At 67.9% G+C, this 22,272-nt stretch carries 17 protein-coding genes and 1 tRNA gene; 4 read left to right on the top strand and 14 right to left on the bottom strand.

Translation table 11 applies throughout. From position 1 onward, the window contains the following. Positions 1-155 precede the first annotated feature (155 nt). The 4 genes from tig to WG902_RS00880 all read right to left on the bottom strand — a co-directional run bounded on the left by tig (position 156) and on the right by WG902_RS00880 (position 6,181). A complete protein-coding gene (tig, locus tag WG902_RS00895; protein ID WP_340057994.1) occupies positions 156-1,472 on the bottom strand; it encodes a trigger factor in 1,317 nt (438 codons plus the stop codon). 26 nt (positions 1,473-1,498) lie between these two features. Continuing rightward, positions 1,499-1,585: transfer RNA gene (locus WG902_RS00890), tRNA-Leu, on the bottom strand. A gap of 239 nt (positions 1,586-1,824) precedes the next feature. Beyond that, positions 1,825-4,989, bottom strand: coding sequence for an efflux RND transporter permease subunit (locus tag WG902_RS00885; protein WP_340057993.1), 3,165 nt, complete (start codon positions 4,987-4,989; stop codon positions 1,825-1,827). A 10-nt stretch (positions 4,990-4,999) separates the two neighbouring features. Further along, entirely contained in the window at positions 5,000-6,181 is a 1,182-nt protein-coding gene (locus WG902_RS00880; protein WP_340057992.1) for an efflux RND transporter periplasmic adaptor subunit, read from the bottom strand. 125 nt (positions 6,182-6,306) lie between these two features. On the opposite strand from WG902_RS00880, the gene hpnC reads away from it, so the two are divergent. Genes hpnC through hpnE form a run of 3 tightly spaced genes read left to right on the top strand, consistent with a single transcriptional unit; the run spans position 6,307 to position 9,291 of the window. Further along, positions 6,307-7,164 carry a squalene synthase HpnC gene (hpnC, locus tag WG902_RS00875; protein WP_340057991.1) on the top strand — a complete coding sequence of 286 codons (858 nt, stop codon included), beginning with the start codon at positions 6,307-6,309 and terminating at the stop codon, positions 7,162-7,164. A 13-nt stretch (positions 7,165-7,177) separates the two neighbouring features. Then, entirely contained in the window at positions 7,178-8,017 is an 840-nt protein-coding gene (gene hpnD / locus WG902_RS00870) for a presqualene diphosphate synthase HpnD (protein ID WP_340057990.1), read from the top strand. An 11-nt stretch (positions 8,018-8,028) separates the two neighbouring features. Continuing rightward, the gene (hpnE, locus tag WG902_RS00865; RefSeq protein WP_340057989.1) at positions 8,029-9,291 is read left to right on the top strand and encodes a hydroxysqualene dehydroxylase HpnE; all 1,263 of its coding nucleotides are present in this window, start codon (positions 8,029-8,031) and stop codon (positions 9,289-9,291) included. Positions 9,292-9,348: 57 nt separating this feature from the next. Here hpnE and WG902_RS00860 read toward each other — a convergent pair whose 3' ends face one another. Beyond that, positions 9,349-10,041 carry an HAD family hydrolase gene (locus WG902_RS00860; RefSeq protein WP_340057988.1) on the bottom strand — a complete coding sequence of 231 codons (693 nt, stop codon included), beginning with the start codon at positions 10,039-10,041 and terminating at the stop codon, positions 9,349-9,351. A gap of 17 nt (positions 10,042-10,058) precedes the next feature. Here WG902_RS00860 and hemH point away from each other — a divergent pair, with 17 nt between their 5' ends. Next, positions 10,059-11,162, top strand: coding sequence for a ferrochelatase (gene hemH, locus WG902_RS00855; RefSeq protein WP_340057987.1), 1,104 nt, complete (start codon positions 10,059-10,061; stop codon positions 11,160-11,162). Positions 11,163-11,378: 216 nt separating this feature from the next. Here the strand turns inward: hemH and WG902_RS00850 are convergent, their stop codons facing one another. The 9 genes from WG902_RS00850 to WG902_RS00810 all read right to left on the bottom strand — a co-directional run bounded on the left by WG902_RS00850 (position 11,379) and on the right by WG902_RS00810 (position 22,271). After that, a complete protein-coding gene (locus tag WG902_RS00850; protein ID WP_340059412.1) occupies positions 11,379-12,254 on the bottom strand; it encodes an alpha/beta fold hydrolase in 876 nt (291 codons plus the stop codon). A gap of 28 nt (positions 12,255-12,282) precedes the next feature. After that, positions 12,283-14,049, bottom strand: coding sequence for a carboxylesterase/lipase family protein (locus tag WG902_RS00845; RefSeq protein WP_340057986.1), 1,767 nt, complete (start codon positions 14,047-14,049; stop codon positions 12,283-12,285). Positions 14,050-14,101: 52 nt separating this feature from the next. Then, entirely contained in the window at positions 14,102-15,244 is a 1,143-nt protein-coding gene (locus WG902_RS00840; RefSeq protein WP_340057985.1) for a branched-chain amino acid ABC transporter permease, read from the bottom strand. 7 nt (positions 15,245-15,251) lie between these two features. Beyond that, the gene (locus WG902_RS00835) at positions 15,252-16,235 is read right to left on the bottom strand and encodes a branched-chain amino acid ABC transporter permease (protein WP_340057984.1); all 984 of its coding nucleotides are present in this window, start codon (positions 16,233-16,235) and stop codon (positions 15,252-15,254) included. Next, a complete protein-coding gene (locus WG902_RS00830; protein WP_340057983.1) occupies positions 16,232-16,957 on the bottom strand; it encodes an ABC transporter ATP-binding protein in 726 nt (241 codons plus the stop codon). The genes WG902_RS00835 and WG902_RS00830 overlap by 4 nt, the downstream gene beginning before the upstream one ends. Then, positions 16,954-17,730: an ABC transporter ATP-binding protein gene (locus WG902_RS00825; protein WP_340057982.1), complete on the bottom strand. Its 777-nt coding sequence runs from the start codon at positions 17,728-17,730 to the stop codon at positions 16,954-16,956. Before WG902_RS00825 ends, WG902_RS00830 begins: the two co-directional genes overlap by 4 nt. A gap of 188 nt (positions 17,731-17,918) precedes the next feature. Further along, entirely contained in the window at positions 17,919-19,109 is a 1,191-nt protein-coding gene (locus tag WG902_RS00820; RefSeq protein ID WP_340057981.1) for a substrate-binding domain-containing protein, read from the bottom strand. A gap of 161 nt (positions 19,110-19,270) precedes the next feature. Continuing rightward, positions 19,271-20,725 carry a sigma-54 interaction domain-containing protein gene (locus WG902_RS00815; RefSeq protein WP_340057980.1) on the bottom strand — a complete coding sequence of 485 codons (1,455 nt, stop codon included), beginning with the start codon at positions 20,723-20,725 and terminating at the stop codon, positions 19,271-19,273. A gap of 16 nt (positions 20,726-20,741) precedes the next feature. Further along, complete coding sequence (locus tag WG902_RS00810) at positions 20,742-22,271, bottom strand: tripartite tricarboxylate transporter permease (protein WP_340057979.1); 1,530 nt, start codon at positions 22,269-22,271, stop codon at positions 20,742-20,744. Position 22,272 lies beyond the last annotated feature (1 nt).

The following is a 22,272-nucleotide window of genomic DNA, read 5'->3' as shown; positions in this document are numbered from 1 at the left end:
ATGGAAATGGGGCCCGGGTCGCGGAACGCAAGACCCAGGCCCCATTGTGCGATGTCGGGGTTCGCGTTCGCGAAACCCGACCTACGGGACGTTGGCATCGATGACCAACGGCGGCACCCGTAGGGCGGGTTGCCGAAGGCACCCCGCCGTTGGCTCTACGCCTGTTGCTGACCCATCAGCTCGTCGAACGCGACATTCTTCTCGACCGTCTTGGCCTTCGAAAGGATGAACTCGGTGACGTTGTTCTCGATCACGATCGCCTCGACCTCGGCCAGGCGGCGGTTGTCGCCGTAGTACCAGCGCACCACGTCGGCCGGGCGCTCGTAGCTCGCCGCCAGTTCCTCGATGTGCTGCTTGATCTGCTCCGGCTTGGCATCCAGCCCATTGGTGCGCACCAGCTCGGCCACCACCAGGCCCAGGCGCACGCGGCGCTCGGCCTGCGGGCGCACGATGTCCTCGGGGATCGGCAGCTTCTCGACATCCTTCAGGCCGCGCTTCTTCAACTCTTCGCGCTGGCTCTCGATCAGGCGGTCCATCTCGTTCTGCACGATCGACTTGGGCAGGTCGAGCTCGGACTTGGCCACCAGCGCGTCCATGGCGGACTGCTTGTTGCGCGCCAGCAGGCGGAACTTCACCTCGCGCTCCAGGTTCTTGCGGATGTCGGCGCGCAGGCCGTCGACGGCGCCTTCCTGGATGCCCAGGGACTTGGCGAACGCCTCGTTGATTTCCGGCAGGTTGGCGGACTCGATCTTCTTGACGGTGACCATGAAGTCGGCGGTCTTGCCGGCGACGTCCTTGCCGTGATAGTCGGCGGGGAACGCGAGCGGGAAGGTCTTGCTCTCGCCGGACTTCATGCCGCGCACGGACTCGTCGAACTCCTTGAGCATCTGGCCTTCGCCGACCATGAACTGGAAGTCGTCGGCCTTGCCGCCCTCGAAGGTCTCGCCGTCGATCTTGCCTTCGAAGTCCACGGTCACGCGGTCGCCTTCGGCCACGGCGGCGTCGTGCGCGCGCTGCGCGAAGGTGCGGCGCTGCTTGCGCAGGATGTCCAGCGTGCGGTCGATCGCGGCGTCGGTCACTTCGGTGCTGATCTTCTCGACTTCGGCATCGGCCAGGTCGGCGATCTTCACCTCGGGGTACACCTCGAACACGGCGTCGAAGGCCAGCTCGCCTTCGGGCGCGCCTTCCTTCTCGGTGATCTTGGGCTGGCCGGCCACGCGCAGCTTGGCCTCGTTGGCGGCGGCGGCGAAAGCCTCGCCCACCTTGTCGTTCATCACCTCGTACTGCACCGAATAGCCGTAGCGCTGGGCGACGACCGACATCGGCACCTTGCCGGGGCGGAAGCCGTCCATCTTGACGGTGCGCGCCAGCTTCTTCAAGCGGGAATCGACTTCGGACTGGATGGCGTTGACGGGCAGCGTCAGCGTCATCTTGCGTTCCAGTTTGTCCAGGGTTTCTACGGTCACGGCCATGATCAATCTCGGTTGCAACAAAAGGGTGGTGCGCGGGGGGGGACTCGAACCCCCACACCATTGCTGGCGTCAGGACCTAAACCTGGTGCGTCTACCAATTTCGCCACCCGCGCGGTCGCCTGAAAGGGAAAACGGGCCGCCAGGAGCACCCGGCAGCCCGCTCGAATCCGGTGAACCGGCGATTTTACCCGACTGCGAAGGCGGGAGGCCAAAGCCAACAGCCGGACGCAGAAGGCGCAGAAGTTACGCAGAAGACGCAAAAGGAGCCAGAGAAAAAAACAAGGATTGGATTACCGGCCTTCTTCTGCGCCTTCTGCGTCACTTCTGCGCCTTCTGCGTCCGGTTGTTGGGTTTAAACAGGAGCTAGCGCAATCGGCAGCGGGTCGCTGGAAGGCTCGCGGCGCACCCGGAACCAGGCCGCATACATCGCCGGCAGAGCCAGCAGGGTCAGGACGGTGGCGACGACCAGGCCGCCCATGATGGCGACGGCCATGGGGCCCCAGAACACCGAGCGGGACAGCGGGATCATCGCCAGCACCGCTGCCGCTGCCGTCAGCACGATGGGGCGCGCGCGGCGAACGGTCGACTCGACGATGGCCTCCCACGCCGGCACCCCGCGCGCCCGGTCCTGCTCGATCTGGTCGATGAGGATCACCGAATTGCGCTGGATCATGCCCATCAGCGCGATCACCCCCAGCAACGCGACGAAGCCGAAGGGCCGGTCCAGCAGCAGCAGCGCGCCGGCGACGCCGGCGATCCCCAGCGGGCCGGTCAGGAACACCAGCATCGCGCGCGAGAAGCTATGCAGTTGCAGCATCAGCAGCGTGAACGTGATGAACAGCATCACCGGCACGCCGGCCGAGATCGACGACGAGCCCTTGCTGCTCTCCTCCACCGTGCCGGCCACCTGGATCGCATAGCCCAGCTGCCACTTCGCCTCCAGCGCCTTCAGCTTCGGCATGAGCTCCTCGGTCACCGTCGCGCCCTGCAGGCCTTCCACGATGTCCGACTGCACGGTGATCGCGTAGTTGCGCCCCTCCCGCCACATCACGCCCGGCTCCCAGGTGAACACCGGCTTGGCGATCTGCGTCAACGGGATCGACTTGCCCGACGCGGTGGGCAGGTAGGCGTTGCCGATGTCGGTGATCGCGCTGCGCTCGTCCAGCGGCTGGCGCAGCACGATGTCGATCAGCTTGTCGCCCTCGCGGTAGTGGCCCACGGTGGTGCCGGCCAGGATGGTGCGGCTGGCCTGCGCGATCGACTGGCTGGTGACGCCCAGGGCGCGCGCCTTGGCCTGGTCCACCTCCAGCCGCAGCACCTTGACCGCCTCGTTCCAGTTGTCGTTGACGCCGCGCGTGTTGGGGCTGCCGCGCAGCACCGCCTTCACCTCGTCGGCATACCCGCGCAACTTCGCCGGGTCGGACCCGACCACGCGGAACATCACCGGGTACGGCACCGGCGGGCCGTTCGGCAGCAGCGTCACGCGGCCGCGCACCTCCGGGAACTCCTGCGCCAGCAAGGCCGGCAACTGGCGCCGCAGCGACTCCCGCGTCTTCAGGTCCTTGGGGATCACGATCAGCTGCGACACGTTGGTCTGCGGGAACACCTGGTCCAGCGGCAGGTAGAAGCGGGGCACGCCCGAGCCCACCCAGGTGCTGACGCTGTTGACGCCCGGTTCGCGCAACAGGCGCTGCTCGACGCGCTTGGCGGCGTCCTCGTTCGCGGTGAACGACGTGCCTTCCGGCGACCACAACGCCACCAGGATCTCCGGCCGGCTCGAGTCCGGAAAGAACTGCTGCTGCACCCGGCCCATGCCGACGATGCCGAGGGCGAAGATGGCCAGCGTGGCGCCGATGGTGATCCAGCGGTGCTGCACGCACCAGTCCACGGCGCGGCGGAAGCTGCGGTAGAAAGGCGTGTCGAAGTGCTCGTGGTGCTCGCTGGAGACGGGGCGCGACTTCAGCACCAGCGTGCCGAGGTACGGCACGAAATAGACCGACACGAACCAGCTGAGGACCAGGGCGATCACCGTCACCGCGAAGATCGCGTACGTGTATTCGCCCACCGTGGACCTGGCCATGCCGATGGGCAGGAACCCGGTGGCCGTGATGAGGGTGCCGGTGAGCATCGGCATCGCCGTGACTTCGTAGGCGAAGGTGGCGGCGCGCACCTTGTCGTAGCCCTCCTCCATCTTCCGCACCATCATCTCCACGGCGATGATGGCGTCGTCCACCAGCAGGCCCAGCGCGATGATCAGCGAGCCCAGCGAGATCTTGTGCAGCCCGATGTCCAGGTAGTTCATGGCCAGGAAGGTGACGGCCAGCACCAGCGGGATGGTGATGCCCACCACCACCCCCGGGCGGATGTCGACGTACCAGCGCTTCCACAAGGGCAACGTCGCGGCGTCCGGCCGCTTGTGCAGGCCGAGCGCGATGAAGCTCACCGCCAGCACGATCACCACCGCCTCGACCAGCGTGCGCACGAATTCGTTGACCGAAGTCGACACCGCCCTGGGCTGGTCCTGCACCTGCACCAGGCGGATGCCGGCCGGCAGGTGGTCGTCGATCTTGTCCGTGGCCGTGTGCAGCGACTGTCCCAGCCGGATGATGTCGCCGCCCTTGGCCATGGACACGCCCAGCGCGATGACTTCCTTGCCGCCGTGGCGCACCTTCACCTGCGGCGGATCGACGTAGCCGCGCTTGACCTCGGCCAGGTCACCGAGCCTGAGCTGGTTGCCGCCGGCGCCGCGGATCGGCATGTCGCGGAGCTGCTGCACGGCTTCGAACTGGCCGCCCACGCGCACCTGCACGATGTCCAGCGGCGTCTGCACGGCGCCGGCGGACTCCACCGCATTCTGTTGTCCCAGCTGCGCCAGCACCTGGTTCAGGTCCAGCCCGAGCTGGGCCAGGCGCTTCTGCGAGATCTCGACGTACAGCTTCTCGTCCTGCACGCCGAACAGCTCCACCTTCGCCACGTCGGGCACGCGCAGCAGCTGCTGGCGCACGTCGTCGGCGAAGGTCTTGACTTCCGCATAGCTGTAGCCGCTGTCGGCTTCGAGCGCGTAGATCACGCCGTAGACGTCGCCGAATTCGTCGTTGAAGAAGGGACCGACCACGCCGGGCGGCAAGGTGCCGCGCATGTCGCCGACCCTCTTGCGCACCGAATACCAGACATTGGGCACCTCGTTGGGCTTCGACGAGTCCTTGATCTGCAGGATGATCAGCGCCTCGCCGGGCTTGGAGTAGCTGCGGATCACGTCCGAGTACGGCACTTCCTGCAGCGTGCGCTCGATCTTGTCGGTGACCTGCTCGGCCACCTGCTGCGCGGTGGCGCCCGGCCAGAACACCCGGACCACCATGGCGCGGAAGGTGAACGGCGGGTCCTCGTCCTGCCCCAGCTGGAAATAGGCGGCGGTGCCCAGCACCATCAGCACCACCATCAGGTAGCGCGTGAGCGCCGGGTGCTCCAGCGCCCAGCGCGAAAGGTTGAAGCGCTCGCGCTCCGGTGCGTCTTGCATGGAGAGCCCCTCAGCGCTTGACGGGAAGAGTCGCCGCCTGCGCGTCACCGGCTGCGACCTTGCCGGTCGCGGCCTGCGCGGCCACCGGCGCAAGAGCCGAGCCCTTGTCCTGCCAGATCGAGACCTTCTGCCCCGGCGACAGCACGTGAACGCCGGCGGAGACCACGGTCATGCCGGGCAACAGCCCGGCGCCGATCACGGCGTCGTTGCCGTCGGCGGTGGCGATCTGGACGGGCTGCGACTTCACCGTCATGGAGGCCCTGTCCACCACCCACACGGCGGTGCCCTGCCCCTCCTGCCGCAACGCGCTGGTCGGCACCTTGATGACCGGCGTGCCGGCCACGTTCAGGGACTGCGGGACCACGGTGACGGTGGCGCCCAGCGGCGGCTGGGTTTCGCCTTGCAGCGACACCTTGACCGGATACGTGCGCGTGGCCGGGTCGGCGCTGGCGGCGACTTCGCGGACGCGGCCCGTCAACTGCAGCGCGCTGGCCCAGGGCTTGACGCTGACTTCCGTGCCGGCGCGGATGGCCGCGACCTTGTCCTCCGGCACCGAGAACACCACGTCGCGCGGCCCATCCGCGGCGATGCGCACGACGGGCGAGCCGGCCGACACCACCTGGCCCGGCTCCGCTTCCACCGCCGTCACGACGCCGGACACATCGGCGACCAGGCTCGTATAGCGCGCCTGGTTGCCTTGTGAGGCGAGCTGCGCCTGCGCCTGTTCGACCTGGGCCTGCGCCGCCTTCAACGTGCTTTCGCGCCGCTCGAGCTCGGCCCCGCTGATGAAGTTCTGCTCGCGCAGCGTCGCGTACCGCCTGAAGTCGGCCGCTGCGAGGTCGCGGCTGGTCGCGGCGGCGGCCACCTGGGCCCGCGCGGCGTCCGCGGCCAGCCGGTAATCCTGCGGATCGAGCAGGGCCAGCACGGTGCCGGCCTTCACGTGCTGGCCGACCTCGGCGCTGCGCTGCGTGATCTTGCCGCCCACGCGGAACCCGAGCCGGGATTCGACCCGGGGACGCACTTCGCCGGCGAACTCGTGCGTGGACTGGAGGGCCGCCACGCCGATGGTGATGACCTTGACGGCGCGGACCGGCTCTGCCGGAGGCTCGGTGCGGGCACAGCCCAGCAGGACGAGGGAGGTTGTCGCGGCAACTGCCCACGCGGGCGCGCGCTGCAGGAAGGGAACGTTCATCGCAGGTGGCACCGTGAAGTCGCTATGGGCGGCAGGATAGACAGGAAGTCTTAGCGGGGAGTTAATGACTGACCGGTTAGTAATCTAAAAAAAGGGGCTGAGCTTGTCAAGCGACAATCCCGGCGGTGACCCCGCCTCCCGACAACCGGCGCGACCCCGCCGAGCATTACGAAAACTTCCCCGTCGCCTCCTGGCTCTGCCCGCCGCATCTGCGGCGGCCGATTGCCGCGATCTACTGGTTCGCGCGGACGGCGGACGATATCGCCGACGAAGGCCAGGCGAGCGCGACCCAGCGGCTGCAAGACCTGGAGGCCTACCGGGGTGATCTCTCCGGCGCCCTGTCCGGTGGCGCGGCTTCGCGTCGCTGGCCCACGGTGTTCGGCGCGCTCGCGACGGCGGCGCGCGACTTCCAGCTTCCGTCCCAGCCGCTTTTCGACCTGCTGGACGCCTTCACGCAAGATGTATGCAAGACGCGCGACGGCGCCGGCTATGCCGACCGCGCCGAATTGCTGGCGTATTGCGCGCTCTCCGCCAATCCGGTCGGCCGCCTGTTGCTGCATCTCCATGACGTCACGGACGAAGCTTCGCTGGCCCGCAGCGATGCCATCTGCAGCGCATTGCAGTTGATCAACTTCTGGCAGGACCTGGGCGTCGACGTGCCGCGCGGGCGCTACTACCTGCCGGCCGACGACTGCCACCGCTTCGGCATCGACCCTGCGGCGCCCCAGGGCTGGGCCTCGCACCCCCGCGCGCCCGATCTCGTGGCGCAGCTTTGCGGCTGGTCACGCCACATGATGCTGGCCGGCGCGCCTCTGGTTCACAGCGTTCCGGGGCGCGCGGGCTGGGAGCTGCGGCTGGTGGTGCAAGGCGGGCTGCGCATCCTGGAACGCATCGCCCGGTTGCGGTACCGGACCCTGCAGCATCGGCCCAGGATCGGTCCCCTCGATGCCCTGCCGATGCTGTGGCGCAGCGCGCGGATGTGAGAATCACGGTCGCATGACGCCAGAACAGTACGTCCAGCAGAAGGCCGCCGCCTCGGGCAGCAGCTTCTACTACGCCTTCCTCTTCCTGCCGGCGCCGCGCCGTGCCGCCATCACCGCGTTTTATGCCTTCTGCCGCGAAGTCGACGACGTGGTGGACGAAGTCTCCGACCCCAGCGTGGCCCGGACCAAGCTGGCGTGGTGGCAGGTGGAAGTGGCCAAGGCCTTCAGCGGCCAGCCGTCCCACCCCGTGATGAAGGCCCTGATGCCGCACGTGCCCGCCTTCGGCATCGAGCAGCAGCACCTGCTGGCGGTGGTCCGCGGCTGCGAGATGGACCTGGAACAGACGCGCTACCTCGACTTCCCGGCCCTGCAACGTTACTGCCACCTGGTGGCCGGCGTGGTCGGCGAAGTCGCCGCGCGCATCTTCGGCCAGACGCAGTCGGCCACCACCGACTACGCACAGAAGATGGGGCTGGCGTTCCAGCTCACCAACATCATTCGCGACGTCGGCGAGGACGCGATGCGCGGGCGCATCTACCTGCCCGTCAACGAGCTGCAGCAGTTCGAGGTGAAGGCGCACGAGATCCTGCAGCGCCAGCACTCCGATCGCTTCGTCGCGCTGATGCGGTTCCAGGCGCAGCGGGCGCACACGCTGTACGACGAAGCGCTGGCGCTGCTGCCGGCGCAGGATCGCAGGGCGCAGAAGCCCGGCCTGATGATGGCCAGCATCTACCGCACCTTGCTGCGCGAGATCGAGGCCGAGGACTTCCAGGTGCTCAAGCAGCGCATCAGCCTCACCCCGGTGCGCAAGCTCTGGCTGGCGTGGAAGGTGCAAGCGCTCGGAAAGTTCTAGTGCGCCGCCGCGTGGCCATAGTCGGCGCCGGCTGGGCCGGTCTCGCTGGCGCGATTGCAGCGGTGGAGCGGGGATGCGACGTCACCCTCTACGAAGCCACGCGTGCGCCGGGCGGCCGCGCGCGCACGCTGGCGCTGCAGATGCCGGACGGCAGCACGGTGCGGGTCGACAACGGCCAGCACATCCTGATCGGCGCCTACGTCGAGACATTGCGGCTGATGGAGCGCGTCGGCGTGCGCCCGTCCGACGTGCTGCTGCGCTTGCCGCTGGTGCTGCGCGATGCGCACGGACGCGGCCTCGCCTTGCCGGACTGGCCGGGTCCGCTCGACGCGGCGGCCGGCATCCTTTGCGCCAGCGGCTGGGGCTGGCGCGACAAGTTCTCGCTGCTGCGCGCTGCCGCGGGCTGGCAGCGTGCGCGGTTCACTTGCGCGCCCGAAGCGACGGTGGACGACCTCACGCGCACGCTGACGCCGCGGGTGCGCGCGGACCTGATCGATCCCCTGTGCGTGGCGGCCTTGAACACGCCGGCGGCGCGGGCGAGCGGCCAGGTGTTCCTGCGCGTGCTGCGTGACAGCCTGTTCGGCCGCGGCCACGCGCCCTGGCGCGGTTCGAACCTGTTGCTGCCACGCAAGGACCTTGGGCGCGTGTTCCCGGAGGCCGCGATCGCGTGGCTGTCATCGCACGGCGCGCAGTTGCGCATCGGCGAGCGGGTCCACGCCGTGCAGCGCGATGCGGCGGGATGGCGCGTCGAGGGTGCCGCGTTCGACCACGTGATCCTGGCATTGCCGTCCACGGAAGCGGCGCGGCTGGTCGCCGACAGCGGTGCCGATGCGGCGGCGTGGGCGCACACCGCGCAGGCGCTCGTTTTCGAGGCCATCGCCACCGTCTATGCCACCGGCGGACCGCGCCTTGCATTGCCGATGCTGGCCCTTCGCACCGCGCCGAACGCGCCGGCGCAATTCGTCTTCGACCGCAGCCAGCTGGGTGGCCCACCGGGCCTGCTGGCCTTCGTGGTGAGCGCGAGCGCGGCGGACAAGGCGACGATCGAAAGCCAGGTCATCGCGCAAGCTCGCGCATCGGGCTGGAACGTGCAGCCCCTGCAGACCGTCGTGGAGAAACGGGCGACCTTCGCCTGCACGCCTGCCTTGCAACGGCCCGCCGCACCGATCGCTCCGGGACTGTGGGCTTGCGGCGACTATGTGGACGGGCCTTATCCGGCAACGCTGGAAGGCGCGGTGCGTTCGGCGCTCCAAGTCGTCGAGCAGCTGGGATAGGACTTCCTCCCTCTCCCCCTGGGAGAGGGCCGGGGTGAGGGCCGGCGCGCCGAACGCTCAGCCCAGCAACCCGCGCAGCTCCCCGAGTTCGGTCAGCATCACCTGCGGCTCCTGCTCGTGCGGCCAGGGCTGGTCCGCCCGGTTCAACCACGCCGCCTGCATGCCGGCGTTCAGCGCCCCCAAGGCGTCGAGCGTCGCATCGTCGCCGATATGCAGCACGTGTTCCGGCTGCACGTCCACGGCGCCCGCGGCGGCGTGGAAGATGCGCGGGTCCGGCTTGCCGACGCCGAATTCGCGCGAGTGGATGGCGGCGCGGAAAAACCGCGACAGGCCGATGCGTTGCAAGTCCGCGTTGCCGTTGGACAAGGCGACCACCGGAAAGCGTTCCGAGAGGAATTCGAGGGCGGGCAGCGCGTCGTCGAACAGCGTCACCCGTTGCCGCTCGGCGAAGAAGACCTCGAAAGCTTCTTGCGCCAGCAGCGGGTTCTCGCCGGCGCGGTACAGCGCCAGCCGGATCGACTCGCGGCGCAGCGCGCTCATGTCGTGCTTCAGCTCCGGGCGCGAGTTGCCCATCTCGGTGCGGATCTCGCGCAGGGCCGCGGGGTTGGCGAACAGCGCCGATGCCATGGGGGCATGCGCCGCGAGCCAGTCGTGCAGCGCCTTCTCGGCCCGTTCGATCACGGGCCAGATGGGCCACAGCGTGTCGTCGAGATCGATGGTGATGGCCTTGATTTTCCCCGGTTCCAGCATGGCGGCGAGAATACCTCATGCCTTCGTCCGACCGCCCTGCCCCGGCCCGCGTCCATGCGCATGGCCAGGCGCCCGTCACCGCCGTCCTGTTCTGCAACCTCGGCACGCCCGACGCGCCCACGCCCGGGGCCGTCCGGCGCTACCTCGCGGAGTTCCTGAGCGACCCGCGGGTGGTGGAGATCCCGCGCGCCGTGTGGCTGCCTCTGCTGCACGGCGTGATCCTGCCCTTCCGGTCCTCCCGGTCCGCGGCGAAATACGCGACCGTGTGGACGAAGGACGGCTCGCCGCTGAAGGTCTGGACCGAGCGCCAGGCCAGGCGGCTGCAAGGGTGGCTGGGCGAGCATGGACACAATGTGCGCGTGGCGTATGCGATGCGGTACGGCAACCCGTCGATGGCGAGCCAGCTCGATGCGCTGGCCGACGCGGGCGCGACGCGCATCCTGGTGCTGCCGGCCTACCCGCAGTATTCGGGCACGACGACCGCCAGCGTGATCGACGCGGTGGCGCAGTGGAGCGCGACACGCCGGCACGTGCCGGAGCTGCGCTTCGTCAACCGCTACCACGACGACCGCGGCTACCTGCAGGCGCTGGCGCAGCGCATCCAGCGCCACTGGAATGAACACGGGCGCGGCGAGCATCTCGTCATGAGTTTCCACGGCGTGCCGGAGCGCACGCTGCATCTGGGCGACCCGTACCACTGCGAGTGCCGCAAGACGGCCCGCCTGCTGGCGGAATGGCTGGGGCTGGAGCCTTCGCAGTACAGCGTCACGTTCCAATCGCGCTTCGGCAAGGCCAAGTGGCTGGAGCCGTACACCGAGCCGACGCTGGTGGCGATGGCCCGCAAGGGCACGAAGAGCGTGGACGTGGTGTGCCCCGGCTTCACCAGTGATTGCCTGGAGACACTCGAAGAGATAGCGCAGGAGGCCCGCGATGCCTTCCTGCATGCAGGTGGCCAGGCGTTCCGGTACATCCCGTGCCTGAACGACGACGATGCCTGGATCACCGCGCTGGGCAAGATCGCGCAGCAGCACCTGGCGGGTTGGCCGACGCAGGCGGCGCCGGATGCGCAGGCGCTGGCGGCGCAGCAGCAACGGGCGGTGGCGCTAGGCGCGGCGTCATGAAATGTCGGGGTGCGCTTCGCGCAACCCGACCTACGAAAGTCGCGCCAGTAGGCCGGGTTGCGTGAAACGCACCCCGGCATCCCGTTCACGTCCAGCGTTCGCTCACCTCGATGAATGACCGCACCAGGCGGAACGCCGGGGTGCGCTTCGCGCAACCCGACCTACGAAAGTCGCGCCAGTAGGCCGGGTTGCGTGGAACGCACCCCGGCATCCCGTTCACGTCCAGCGTTCGCTCGCCTCGATGAACGACCGCACCAGGTCCAGTTGATCCGGCACGTTCAAGGCCGGCGCGTGGCCGCAGCCTGGCACTTCGACGACCCGTGCCATCCCCCGCCTGCCCGGTCCGCGCTCCAGCATCTCCGCCGCCGCGTCCGCCAGCACCAGGTCCGACTCGGCGCCGCGCAGCAGCAGCACGGGCGCCTGCAAGACGTCGTAGTGCTCCCAGAGCTCGTAGTCGTGCGGGTGGTCGATGAACTGGCGCACCATCGCGGGGTCGTAATGCGGCGTGACGCGGCCGTCGGGCAGGCGCCGCATGGAGGTCTCGGTCAGGCGGCGCCACTGCGCGTTGGTGAGCCAGCCAAAGGGCTTGTAGACCCGGCGGTAGAAAGCCTCCAGTTCCGCCATGGTCGCGAATGTCGGCGGATTGCCCGCGTACTCGCGAATCCGCTGCACCGCCGCGGCGGCGAGCCGCGGGGCGCTGTCGTTGAGCACCAGGCTCTGGATGCGATCCTTCAGCCCCGGCTGGAACAGTCCCGATGCGCACACCAACCCGACGGCGCCGCCCATGGACGTGCCGACCCAATGCGCGCGCTGGATCTGCAACTGGTCGAACAGGTCCGCGGCCAGTCGCGCATAGAACTCCAGCCGGTACTCGTTGCCGGGGTCGGGGCTCCACTGGCTGTAGCCGCGCCCGAGGGTGTCGGGGCAGATCACCCGGTACCGGTCGGACAAGGACTGCGCCAGTTCGTCCATGTCGCGCCCGGTGCGCGCCAGGCCGTGCCAGGCGATCACCGTGCGCTCGTGCTGCGCGCCCCACTCCGTGTAGTGGATCTCACGCCCCGCGCACGTCACATAGTTCGAACTGAACGCCATCATCCTGCTTCCTTCCGGTGCCCCGGCGTCACTCGACGCTGATCGCCTTCGTCGTGAGCGTCGCGTCGAACACCAGCTTGCCCGGCCAGGCGGGCCACGACACCCCGAGGGCGGCGTTGTTCGGGTCGCCGTTGAGCGCGAACGTGGCGACCGTGCGCATCATCGCGTCCGAAAGCTCCAGCCGTCCGGGCTTGTTGGCTTCGTTGAACCAGACGTTGCCGAACAGCGAAGGCCCGAAGTTGCCGAAGATGAACGGCAGGTCGACGACGTGCACGGCGCCGTAGATGTCGTTCCAGGGGGCCGGCTGTTCGTCCCAGTCGAAGCGGTAGTACCAGACGTTGGGCTGCTTCGCCTTCAGCGCGTTCAGCACGTTGTCGCGGCTGGCGAGGAAGAAGATGCTGTTCAGCTTCTCGGCGCGGGCGGTGAAACCCGTGACCGGCGCATTGACCGGCAGGTAGGACGGCGCGATCCACTGCTCGATGGTGGTCTGCGGCGCCGCGTCGGGGTCGTACGAGAAGTGGTTCGTGAACAGCTGCGCATCCGTCACCAGCCGCGCATTGCCCGTTCCGCCCACTTGCGGCAGCCCCAGGAAGGCGGAGAACAGCTTGCCTTCATCGCGCGTGTTGCCGGCCAGCACCGGAACCTTCACGTAGCTGCCGGCGTTGATCGCGGCGATCGGATCCGCGGCAACGATCGTGCCGTCCGGAATGGGCCCCGAACCCGCCAGGCCCAGCAAGGACAGGCGCGTGAGCAGCGTCGTGAACAGCTCGGAGGTGGACTTGCTTCGCAGGTACGCCGCCAGCTGCGCTGAAGTCTTGCTCGCGATGTAGGCCGCTGCGCTCGCGGCGTCCGTTGCGAGCCCATCGGCGATCACCTGGTTCTGCAGGAGGAAGCTGCCCTGCAACTGGTAGACGATGGGAGGCGACAGCGTGGCAATGCTGCCGGCCGGCAGGTTGCTCGCCAGCGAGATGCCGCCCGACAGCGGCACCGTGCGGTGGAACAGCTTCGGGCTGCGCGCCGTCATCGCAGGAGAGGTCTGCAGCGCCCACACGTTGATGGCGCCGGCGGACTGCCCCATGATCGTCACGTTGTCCGGGTCACCGCCGAAGGCGCGTGCGTTGGTCCGCACGAACTCCAGTGCCTTGATGCTGTCCAGCATCGTGAAGTTGCCCGAGTCGGTCGCCGGGTCGCCCGTCTTCAGCGGCGCGGCGCTCAGGAAGCCCAGGATGCCGAGCCGGAAATTGGGCGTGATCACGACTGCGTTGGCCGCCTTGGCCAGCGCGGCGCCGTCGTACACCGGATCCGCCGTGTAGCCGGACACGTTGCTGCCGCCGTGGAAGAACACGATCACCGGCAGGTCGCCCGCCGAGCCCGTGGGCCGCCACACGTTCAGGTACAGGCAGTCCTCGCTGCCGACCGACTGGTTCAGCGTGGTGCCGATGGTTTCGTCATAGCGATTGTTGGAGCCGGGACCGTAGACGCGCCCGTACTGCGCGCAGGCGGCGCCGAATTCCTGGGTGTCACGAATGGAGGCCCAGGCTGCAGGCTCCACCGGCGGCTGCCACCGCAGCGCGCCCACCGGCGGCTGGGCGAAGGGGATGCCTTTCCACGACAGCACACCCGCGTGCGCCGAGCCGCGCACACGGCCCAGGTGGGTGGTGCGCACGACGCCGGCCGGCGTCGATGGCATCGCCGCGGCCTGCGGGCCGCTCGCCGAGGCGGCGAAGTCCCCGCCGCCGCCGCCGCACGCAGCCAGCAGCAACGGCAGCACCATCGTCGTGGCCAACGCGCCCATCCGTCCGCGCCATCGCGTCGAGTGTTCCCGGTGGGATGCCGATGTCGTCTGTTCAGTTTTCAACATAGTCTCCTTCGATGGGTTGGCGGGAACCGGCCGGGGCCGAGGGGGGAAGCGAAGGCGATCGGGAGGCCGCGCGCAGCGCGCGCAGGCGACCCACCACGCCGGTGGGGAAGTAGTACACCGAGAGCACGAACAGCAGGCCCATCCAGAGCAGCCAGCGATCGGGCGACAGCAGCGCCGCGAGCCACGGCACGCCGGACAGCGCTTCGTTGGCGAGTTTCAACAGGTCCTGCAAGTAGCTTTGCGCCACCATGAACAGGCCGGAACCGATCGCCGCGCCGTAGACCGTGCCCATGCCGCCGATGACGACGATCAGCAGCACGTCGAGCATGATCTCGAAGGACAGCGTGGTGTCCGGCCCGTTGTAGCGCAGCCAGATCGACAGCATGGCGCCGGCGAGCGTGGCGAACAGCGCGGAGAGGACGCTGGAGACGGTGCGGTACACGACGACGCGGTAGCCGATGGCCTCGGCACGGAACTCGTTTTCGCGGATCGCCTGCAGCACGCGGCCGAACGGCGAGTTCACGATGCGCAGCATGGCCAGGAACAGCACCAGCGTCACGAAGAACAGCAGGTAGTAGCAGAGCAGCCGGCCGTCCAGGGTCACGCCCAGGAACGGCGTCTCCGAGAGCCGGAAACCGGGCGACAGCACCTCGGGCATCTTGAACGTGAGGCCGTCCTCGCCGCCGGTCACTTCCGAGAGCTGCGAGGCCAGCGTCTGGAAGGCCGCCGCGAACGCGAGCGTGATCATCGAGAAGAAGATCGCGCGCACCCGCAGCGAGAACAGTCCGATGGCGGCCGCCAGCACGAAGGAGAGCACCAGCGCGCCGCCGATGCCCACCAGCAGCGACGTCCAGCCCGCGCCCATGCGCGTCGATGCGATGGCCACACCATAGGCGCCGATGCCGAAGAACATGGTGTGCGCGAAGCTCACGATGCCGGTGTAGCCGAGCAGCAGGTCGAAGCTGGCCACCAGCACGATGAACACCAGCACCTTGGCGGCCACGTTGAGCGCCTTGACGCCGGGGATCAGGAAGGGCGTCAACGCCAGCGTGAGCAGGAGCAGCACGAGGATGATCGCCAGCGGGCGGCTGCGCGGGAAGTCGTTGGACAGCAATCGGGTCAGCAGCATGGCGTGCTCATTTGTTCAATGCGTACACGCCTTGCGGGCGCCACAGCAGGATGGCCATCATCAGCAGGATGTTGGAGAACAGCGCCATCTTCGGCACCAGGAAACCGGTGTAGTTGGCCATCAGCCCGACCAGCAAGGCGCCGACCAAGGCGCCGGTGGTGGAACCGAGGCCGCCGATGATCAGCACGATGAAGATCAGCACGTTGACCTGCGCGCCCATCTGCGGCACCACGTTCTGCTGGTACAGGCCCCACATCACGCCGCCCAGGCCGGCCAGCGCGCTGCCGACCATGAACACGCCGACGAACAGCACCTTGATGCGGTAGCCGAGCGACTCAACCATCTCGCGGTCCTGCACGCCGGCGCGGATCAGCAGGCCGATCTTGGTGCGCGTCAAGGTCCACAGCAGCAGGCCGAACACCGCCAGGCCGACGACGACTGCGATCAGCCGGTACTTCTCGATCCCCGCATCACCGATGAAGAGGCTGCCGCGCATGCCTTCGGGCAGCGGCAGCGGGATCTGCAACGGGCCCCAGATCACCTTGATCAGCTCTTCGCCGATGATCATGCCGCCCATGGTGATGAGGATCTGCTTCAGGTGGTTGCCGTACACCGGCCGCACGATGAAGCGCTCGAAGGCCAGGCCGACGGCGCCGGCCACCAGCATCGCCACCACCATCGCAGGGAGCACCGCCAGCAGGTTCACCCACAGGCTCTTGGAAGCGGTGTAGTCCCCCATCGACCCGAGCACGCTGGTCGCCACGAAGGCGCCGAGCGCGATGAACACGCCATGGCCGAAGTTCAGCACGTCCATCAGTCCGAACACCAGCGTCAGGCCGGAGGCGATGATGAAGATGATCATGCCCATGGCCAGCCCCGCCACCGTCAGCGTCACCCATGTCGAGGGCGAACCGATGAAAGGCAGCACCAGCAGGGCCAGCACCGGCACCAGCGCCAGCGGCTTCCAGTCGAAGTCTTTCAGGAAATTCATAGGGCCAGCCCCAGCAGCGAATGCTGCAGTTCCTCGTTCTCGGCCAGTTCCTTCATGGCGCCGGAGTGCACGACCACGCCGTTGTCCATCACTGCGACGCTGTCGCCCAGTCGCTTGGCGAAGTTGATGTTCTGCTCCACCAGCAGGATGGTCACGCCGCTGGCCTTGAGCTGCTCGAACGCGCCGATCATGTTGTTGATGATCGCGGGCGCCAGGCCCTTGCTGGGCTCGTCGACGATCAACAGCTCGCGCGGCTCCACGATGGAGCGCGACACGGCCAGCATCTGCTTCTGGCCGCCCGACAGCTTGCCGGCGGGGTGGTTCCAGAACTTCTCCACCGCGGGAAACAGCGAGAAGATCCACTGCAGCCGCTTCTCGTCCATCTGGCCCGCGTGCTTGGCGCCGCGCGCGGCCAGCAGCATGTTCTCCTTGACGGTGAGGTCGGCGAAGATGCCCATGTTCTCGGGTACATAGGCGATGCCGCGGCCCGCGATCTGCGGCGTGGCCGCTTGCGTGATGTCCTGGCCGTCGAAGGCGATGCGGCCTTGCGAAGCGCGCCACAGGCCCATGATCGTGCGCAGCGTGGTCGTCTTGCCTGCGCCATTGCGTCCCAGCAGCATGGTGAGCTGGCCGCGCGGCACGGCGAGGTCGACGCCGTGCAGGATGTGGTACGCGCCGATGTGCGTGTGCACGCCGGAGAGGGTAAGGAGGTTGTCGCTCATGCCGGCTCCCTGGTGGCCGCCACGCCCAGATAGGCTTCCTGCACGATGGGCGACGCGATCACTTGCGCCGGCTCACCATCGGCCACGAGCGAGCCGTTGTGCAGCACGATGATGCGGTCCGCCAGCTCGCGCACCACGTCCATCTTGTGTTCGACCAGCAGGATGATCTTGCTGCGGTCGGCCTTGAGCTTGCGGATCAGGTCCAGGATCACCGGGGCCTCGGCGTGGTTCATGCCGGCCGTGGGTTCGTCGAACATGTAGACCTGCGGCTCCAGCGCCATCAGCAGCGCGACTTCCAGCTTGCGCTGGTCGCCATGCGGCAGGTTGGCGACGAGCTCATGCTCCTTCTCCTTCATGGCGGTCTCCGCCAGGATCTGGTCGGCGCGCGCCACCAGGCCCGCGTGGTCGCTCCACACGCTCCACAAGTTCAGGCCGCGCAGGTGCTTGCCCTCGCGGGCGGCCTGCACGGCCAGGCGCACGTTTTCCAGCACCGACAGGCGCGGGAACAGGTTGGTCAGCTGGAAAGCGCGGCCGAGGCCGGCGCGCGTGCGCTGCGAAGCGGACTCACTGGAGAGGTCGCGGCCGCCGAGCGTCACCGTGCCCGACGTCGCCTTGAGCTGGCCGGAGATCAGGTTGAAATAGGTCGTCTTGCCGGCGCCGTTGGGGCCGACGATGGCCGTCAGCGTGCCGGGCTCGAAGCTGCAGGTGACGCCATTGACCGCGACGTGTCCGCCGAAGCGCACCGTCAGGTCGTGGGTGGCGAGTTGGCTCATGGCTTCCTCGGGGTGAGAGATGCCCGCACCGCAGGCTGCGGAGGATGAAATCGGGATCGGGTACCGGACGCAGAAGACGCGGAAGTCACGCAGAAGTCGCAAAAGACATCCAAAACCTGTATTGGTTTTTTCTGCGTCTTCTGCGCAACTTCTGCGCTTTCTGCGTCCGGCTGTCCGTCTTCAGCGTCTTAGCGCTTGTTGCGGATCGGCACTTGCATCTCTTCCGGCTTGATCTCGCGGACCAGCTCGGGGACGCCCCAGGCGAACGCCGGGTCCACCTTGATCTTGAAGTGGTACATGCTCTGCAGGGCCTGGTGGTCTTCCTTGCGGAAGGTCATCTTGCCCTTGGGCGTGTCGAAGCTCATGCCCTCCATGGCGGAGATCAGCTTGTCGGTGTTGGTGTCGCCGTTGGTCTTCTTCAGCGCCGTGACCAGGGCCATCGCCGCGGAGAAACCACCCGCGGTGAAGAAGTCCGGCGGGGTCTTGAACTGCTTGTAGTGCTGGGCGACCATCGCCTCGTTCACCGGGTTCTTCGGGATGCCGAAGTAATAGTAGGTGGCGCCTTCCATGCCGGGGAACTGCTTGTAGGCGGCCATGGCGGGCAGGATGTTGCCGCCGGTGGCGATCTCGATGCCATAGCGCTTCAAGTCCATGTCGGCGATCTTGAACGGGTTGCCGGCGCCGGCCCAAATCACCCAGATCACCTTGCGGCCCGGCACGTCCTTCAGCTTCTCGATCAGGCGCTGCGCACCGGCGGTGAAGTCGGTGGTGGTGGCAGGCAGGTATTCCTCGTGGACGATCTTGGCGGTCTTGATCGACTCCTTGAACGCCTTCACGCCGTCACGGCCGAACGCATAGTCCTGCGCCAGCGTCGCGATGGTCACGCCCTGCTTGTCCAGCGCCACGGCGTTGGAGATGGCGTCCTGCGAGCTGTTGCGGCCGGTACGGAAGATGTACTTGTTCCACTTGTCGCCGGTGATGGAGTCGGCCACGGCGGGCTCCACCAGCAGGATCTTCTTGTATTCCTCGGCGACCGGCAGCATGGCCAGGGCGACGCCGGAAGACGACGGGCCGACGGCGACATCGGCCTTGTCGTCGGAGTAGGCGGTGGCGAGCAGCGACTTGCCGAGGTCCGGCTTGCCCTGGTCGTCCTTCTCGATCACGACGATCTTCTTGCCGTTGATGGCCATCGTGCCGCCGGTGGCGTAGTCGAGGCCCATCATGAAGCCGGTCTGCGTCTGCTTGCCGTAGGCCTCGAGCGGGCCGGTGCGGCTGTACACGTGGGCGATGCGGATTTCCTTGGCCTGCGACCACGCGAGGGGGGTGGCGAGGGAACTGGCGGCCACGGCAACGGCGGCGACCCAGATTCGTCTTTGCATGAATGTCTCCTGTTTTTGGGGGTACGGCTACGCGGGACTTATTGCACAGGTTGTGCCATGGAGCGAAGCCTTGATTCCAAAGGAATTCTTGGCTGCGACCTGCATGCATTGTCTGGATTCCAGGCAATCTTCTGACTGATTTCCGGACAAATGACTGGAAATCAGGCAGTCAGTTCGAGCCGCTCGTACAGCTTGGCGCGCGAAATCCCGAGCAGCCTGGCGGCGGCCAGCTTGTTGCCACCGGTGGCAGCCATCGCGGCCCGGATGGCTTGCTGCTCGAGCTCCGCCACTTGTTCGGCCAACGGACGCAGCACGCCGGCGCCGGGCGCGCTGCCCCCGGCGGCGGGCATGGGCGCGGGCGGCATGCGTTCGATGCCCTCGTCGCGCAGCACCTGTTCGAGCTGCCGTTCCTCGATGCGCTGCCCGTCGCTGCGCATCGCAGCCTGCTCCAGCACGTTGCGCAGCTCGCGGATGTTGCCGCGCCAGCGTTGCGCGCACAGCAGTTCCAGCGCGCCGGTGCCCAGGTCGAACGGGGCCGTGCCGTTGCGGATGGCGATGTCCTCGACCAGCACTTCGGCCAACCCGGCGATGTCGGCGCGCCGCTCGCGCAGCGGCGGCACCTTGATCGGCAGCACGTTGAGGCGGTAGTACAGGTCTTCCCGGAACTTGCCTTCGCGCACCAGCGCCCCGAGGTCGCGCGAGGTTGCCGCGATCACCCGCGCATCGAAGGACACCACCTTGTTGGATCCCAGCGGCTCGATCTCGCCTTCCTGCAGCGCCCGCAGCAGCTTGGGCTGCAGCACCAGCGGCATGTCGCCGATCTCGTCCAGGAACAGCGTGCCGCCGTCGGCCAGCTTGAACTTGCCGTCACGCCCCTTGCGGTCGGCGCCGGTGTAGGCGCCGGGCGCCACGCCGAAGAACTCCGCCTCCAGCAAGGTGTCCGGCACGGCCGCGATGTTGACGCTGACGAAGTTGCCGCGGGCGCGGGCGGATGCCGCATGGATCGCATGCGCCAGCAGTTCCTTGCCGGTGCCGGTTTCGCCCAGCAGCAGCACCGGGCTGGACGATTGCGCTGCCTTGCGCGCCTGGCGCTTCACCTCCACCGCGGCGGGGCTGGTGCCGACGAAACTGGCCAGGGTGTACTTGCTGCGCCGCTGGCTGGCCAGCTCGCGGCGCACGTCGTCCAGGTCGCGGTGCAATGCCGCGAACTTCTGGATCAGGGGCTGGAGCGTCGTTTCGGGGTGGTCGAACAGCACGATGCCGAGCGCGCCGATCACGTCGCCCGCTTCGTCGCGCAACGGAATGCGACTGACGACGAAGGTGCCGGCCTTGTTGGACAGCAAGTCGATGAGGATCGGCTTGCCGGTCTCCAGCACGCGGTGCATCTGGGTGTTCTGCACCACCTCCGACACCGCGTGGCCGACGAAGTCCTCCACCCGCGAGAACCCCAGCGCCGGCAGGAAGCGCTTGTACTGGTCGTTGATCCACACCACCCGCGCGTTGCGGTCCACCAGCAGCATGCCTTCGCTGGCGTTGGCGAACAGCTCGAACATGGAGCGGGCCGCCAGCTCCAGGATGCGCTGGCCGTCCAGGGGCAGCGTGGCTTCGGATGTCATGGCGCCATGGTAGCGCCTACGGTTCCACGCCCCCGTGCGGCAGCGGCACGGCGCCGCGCCGCGACCGCATCATCTTCCACAGCCGCGGCAGCAGCAGCACGGCGACGATCACCACCAGCAGCGCGATCGACATCGGGCGCTCGACGAACACGCGCGCACTGCCCTCGCCTATCGACACCGCGTTGCGCAGCTGCGCTTCCGCCAGCGGTCCCAGGATCATGCCGATCACCACCGGCGCCGTGGGAAAGTCGAAGCGCCGCATCAGCACGCCCACCAGGCCGATGACCCAGAGCAGCACCAGGTCGAAGGCGCTCTGTCGCATGCCATAGGCGCCGACGGTGGCGAAGATCAGGATGCCGGCATACAGCTGCGGCTTGGGAATCTTCAGCAGTTGCACCCACAGCTTCACCAGCGGCAGGTTCAGGATCAGCAGCATCAGGTTGCCGATGTACAGCGAAGCGATCAACGCCCAGACCAGCGCGGCCGAGGTGGTGAACAGCTGCGGCCCCGGCTGGATGCCGTAGTTCTGGAAGGCGCCGAGCAGGATCGCCGTGGTGTTGGACGTCGGGATGCCCAGCGTCAGCAGGGGGATGAGCGCCGTGGTGACGGTGGCGTTGTTCGCCGATTCGGGGCCGGCCACGCCCTCGATGGCGCCGACGGAACCGAACTCCTCCTGGTTGGCGCCCTTGGCCAGCTTCTTCTCGACGGCATAGCTCAGGAAGGTGGGGATCTCCGTGCCGCCGGCGGGGATGCAACCGAAGGGGGCGCCGATGGCCGTGCCGCGCAGCCAGGCCGGCACCGAGCGGCGCCAGTCGCGTGCGCTCATGTAGACGCGGCTCATCTTGTTCTGCGTCTCGACCTCGCGCCCTTCGTACAGCGCGAAGTACAGCACCTCCGCGACGGCGAACAGGCCCACCGCGATCAGCACGATCTCGATGCCGTCCAGCAATTCCGGCACCCCGCCCGTGTAGCGCGCCTGTCCCGAGATCTGGTCCATGCCCACCAGCCCGAGCGCGAGGCCCAGGAACAGCGAGGTCATGCCGCGCAAGGTGCTCTGCCCCAGCACCGCGCTCACGGTGGTGAAGGCCAGCACCATCAGCAGGAAGTACTCGGGCGGGCCCAGCTTCACGGCGTACTCCGCCACCACCGGGGCGAACAGCGTGACGAACACGGTGGCGATGGTGCCGGCCACGAACGAGCCGATGGCTGCCGTTGCCAGTGCCGCCCCGGCGCGGCCGCTCTTGGCCATCTTGTTGCCCTCCATCGCCGTCACCATGCTGGCGGTCTCGCCGGGCGTGTTCAACAGGATCGAGGTGGTGGAGCCGCCGTACATGGCGCCGTAATAGATGCCGGCGAAGAAGATCATCGACGCGGTGATGTCCACCTTGGCGGTGATCGGCAGCAGCATGGCCACCGCCACGGCCGGGCCGATGCCGGGCAGCACGCCGACGGCGGTGCCGAGCACGCAGCCGACGAAGGCCCACACCAGGTTGATCGGGCTGATCGCCGTGGCGAAGCCTTGCAGGAGCGCGGAAAAGATGTCCATT

It is taken from the genome of Ramlibacter sp. PS3R-8, from assembly GCF_037572435.1.
GTDB lineage: Bacteria > Pseudomonadota > Gammaproteobacteria > Burkholderiales > Burkholderiaceae_C > Ramlibacter.
Note: the sequence above shows the minus strand (reverse complement) of the source record. Positions and strands in the feature narration are given on the sequence as shown.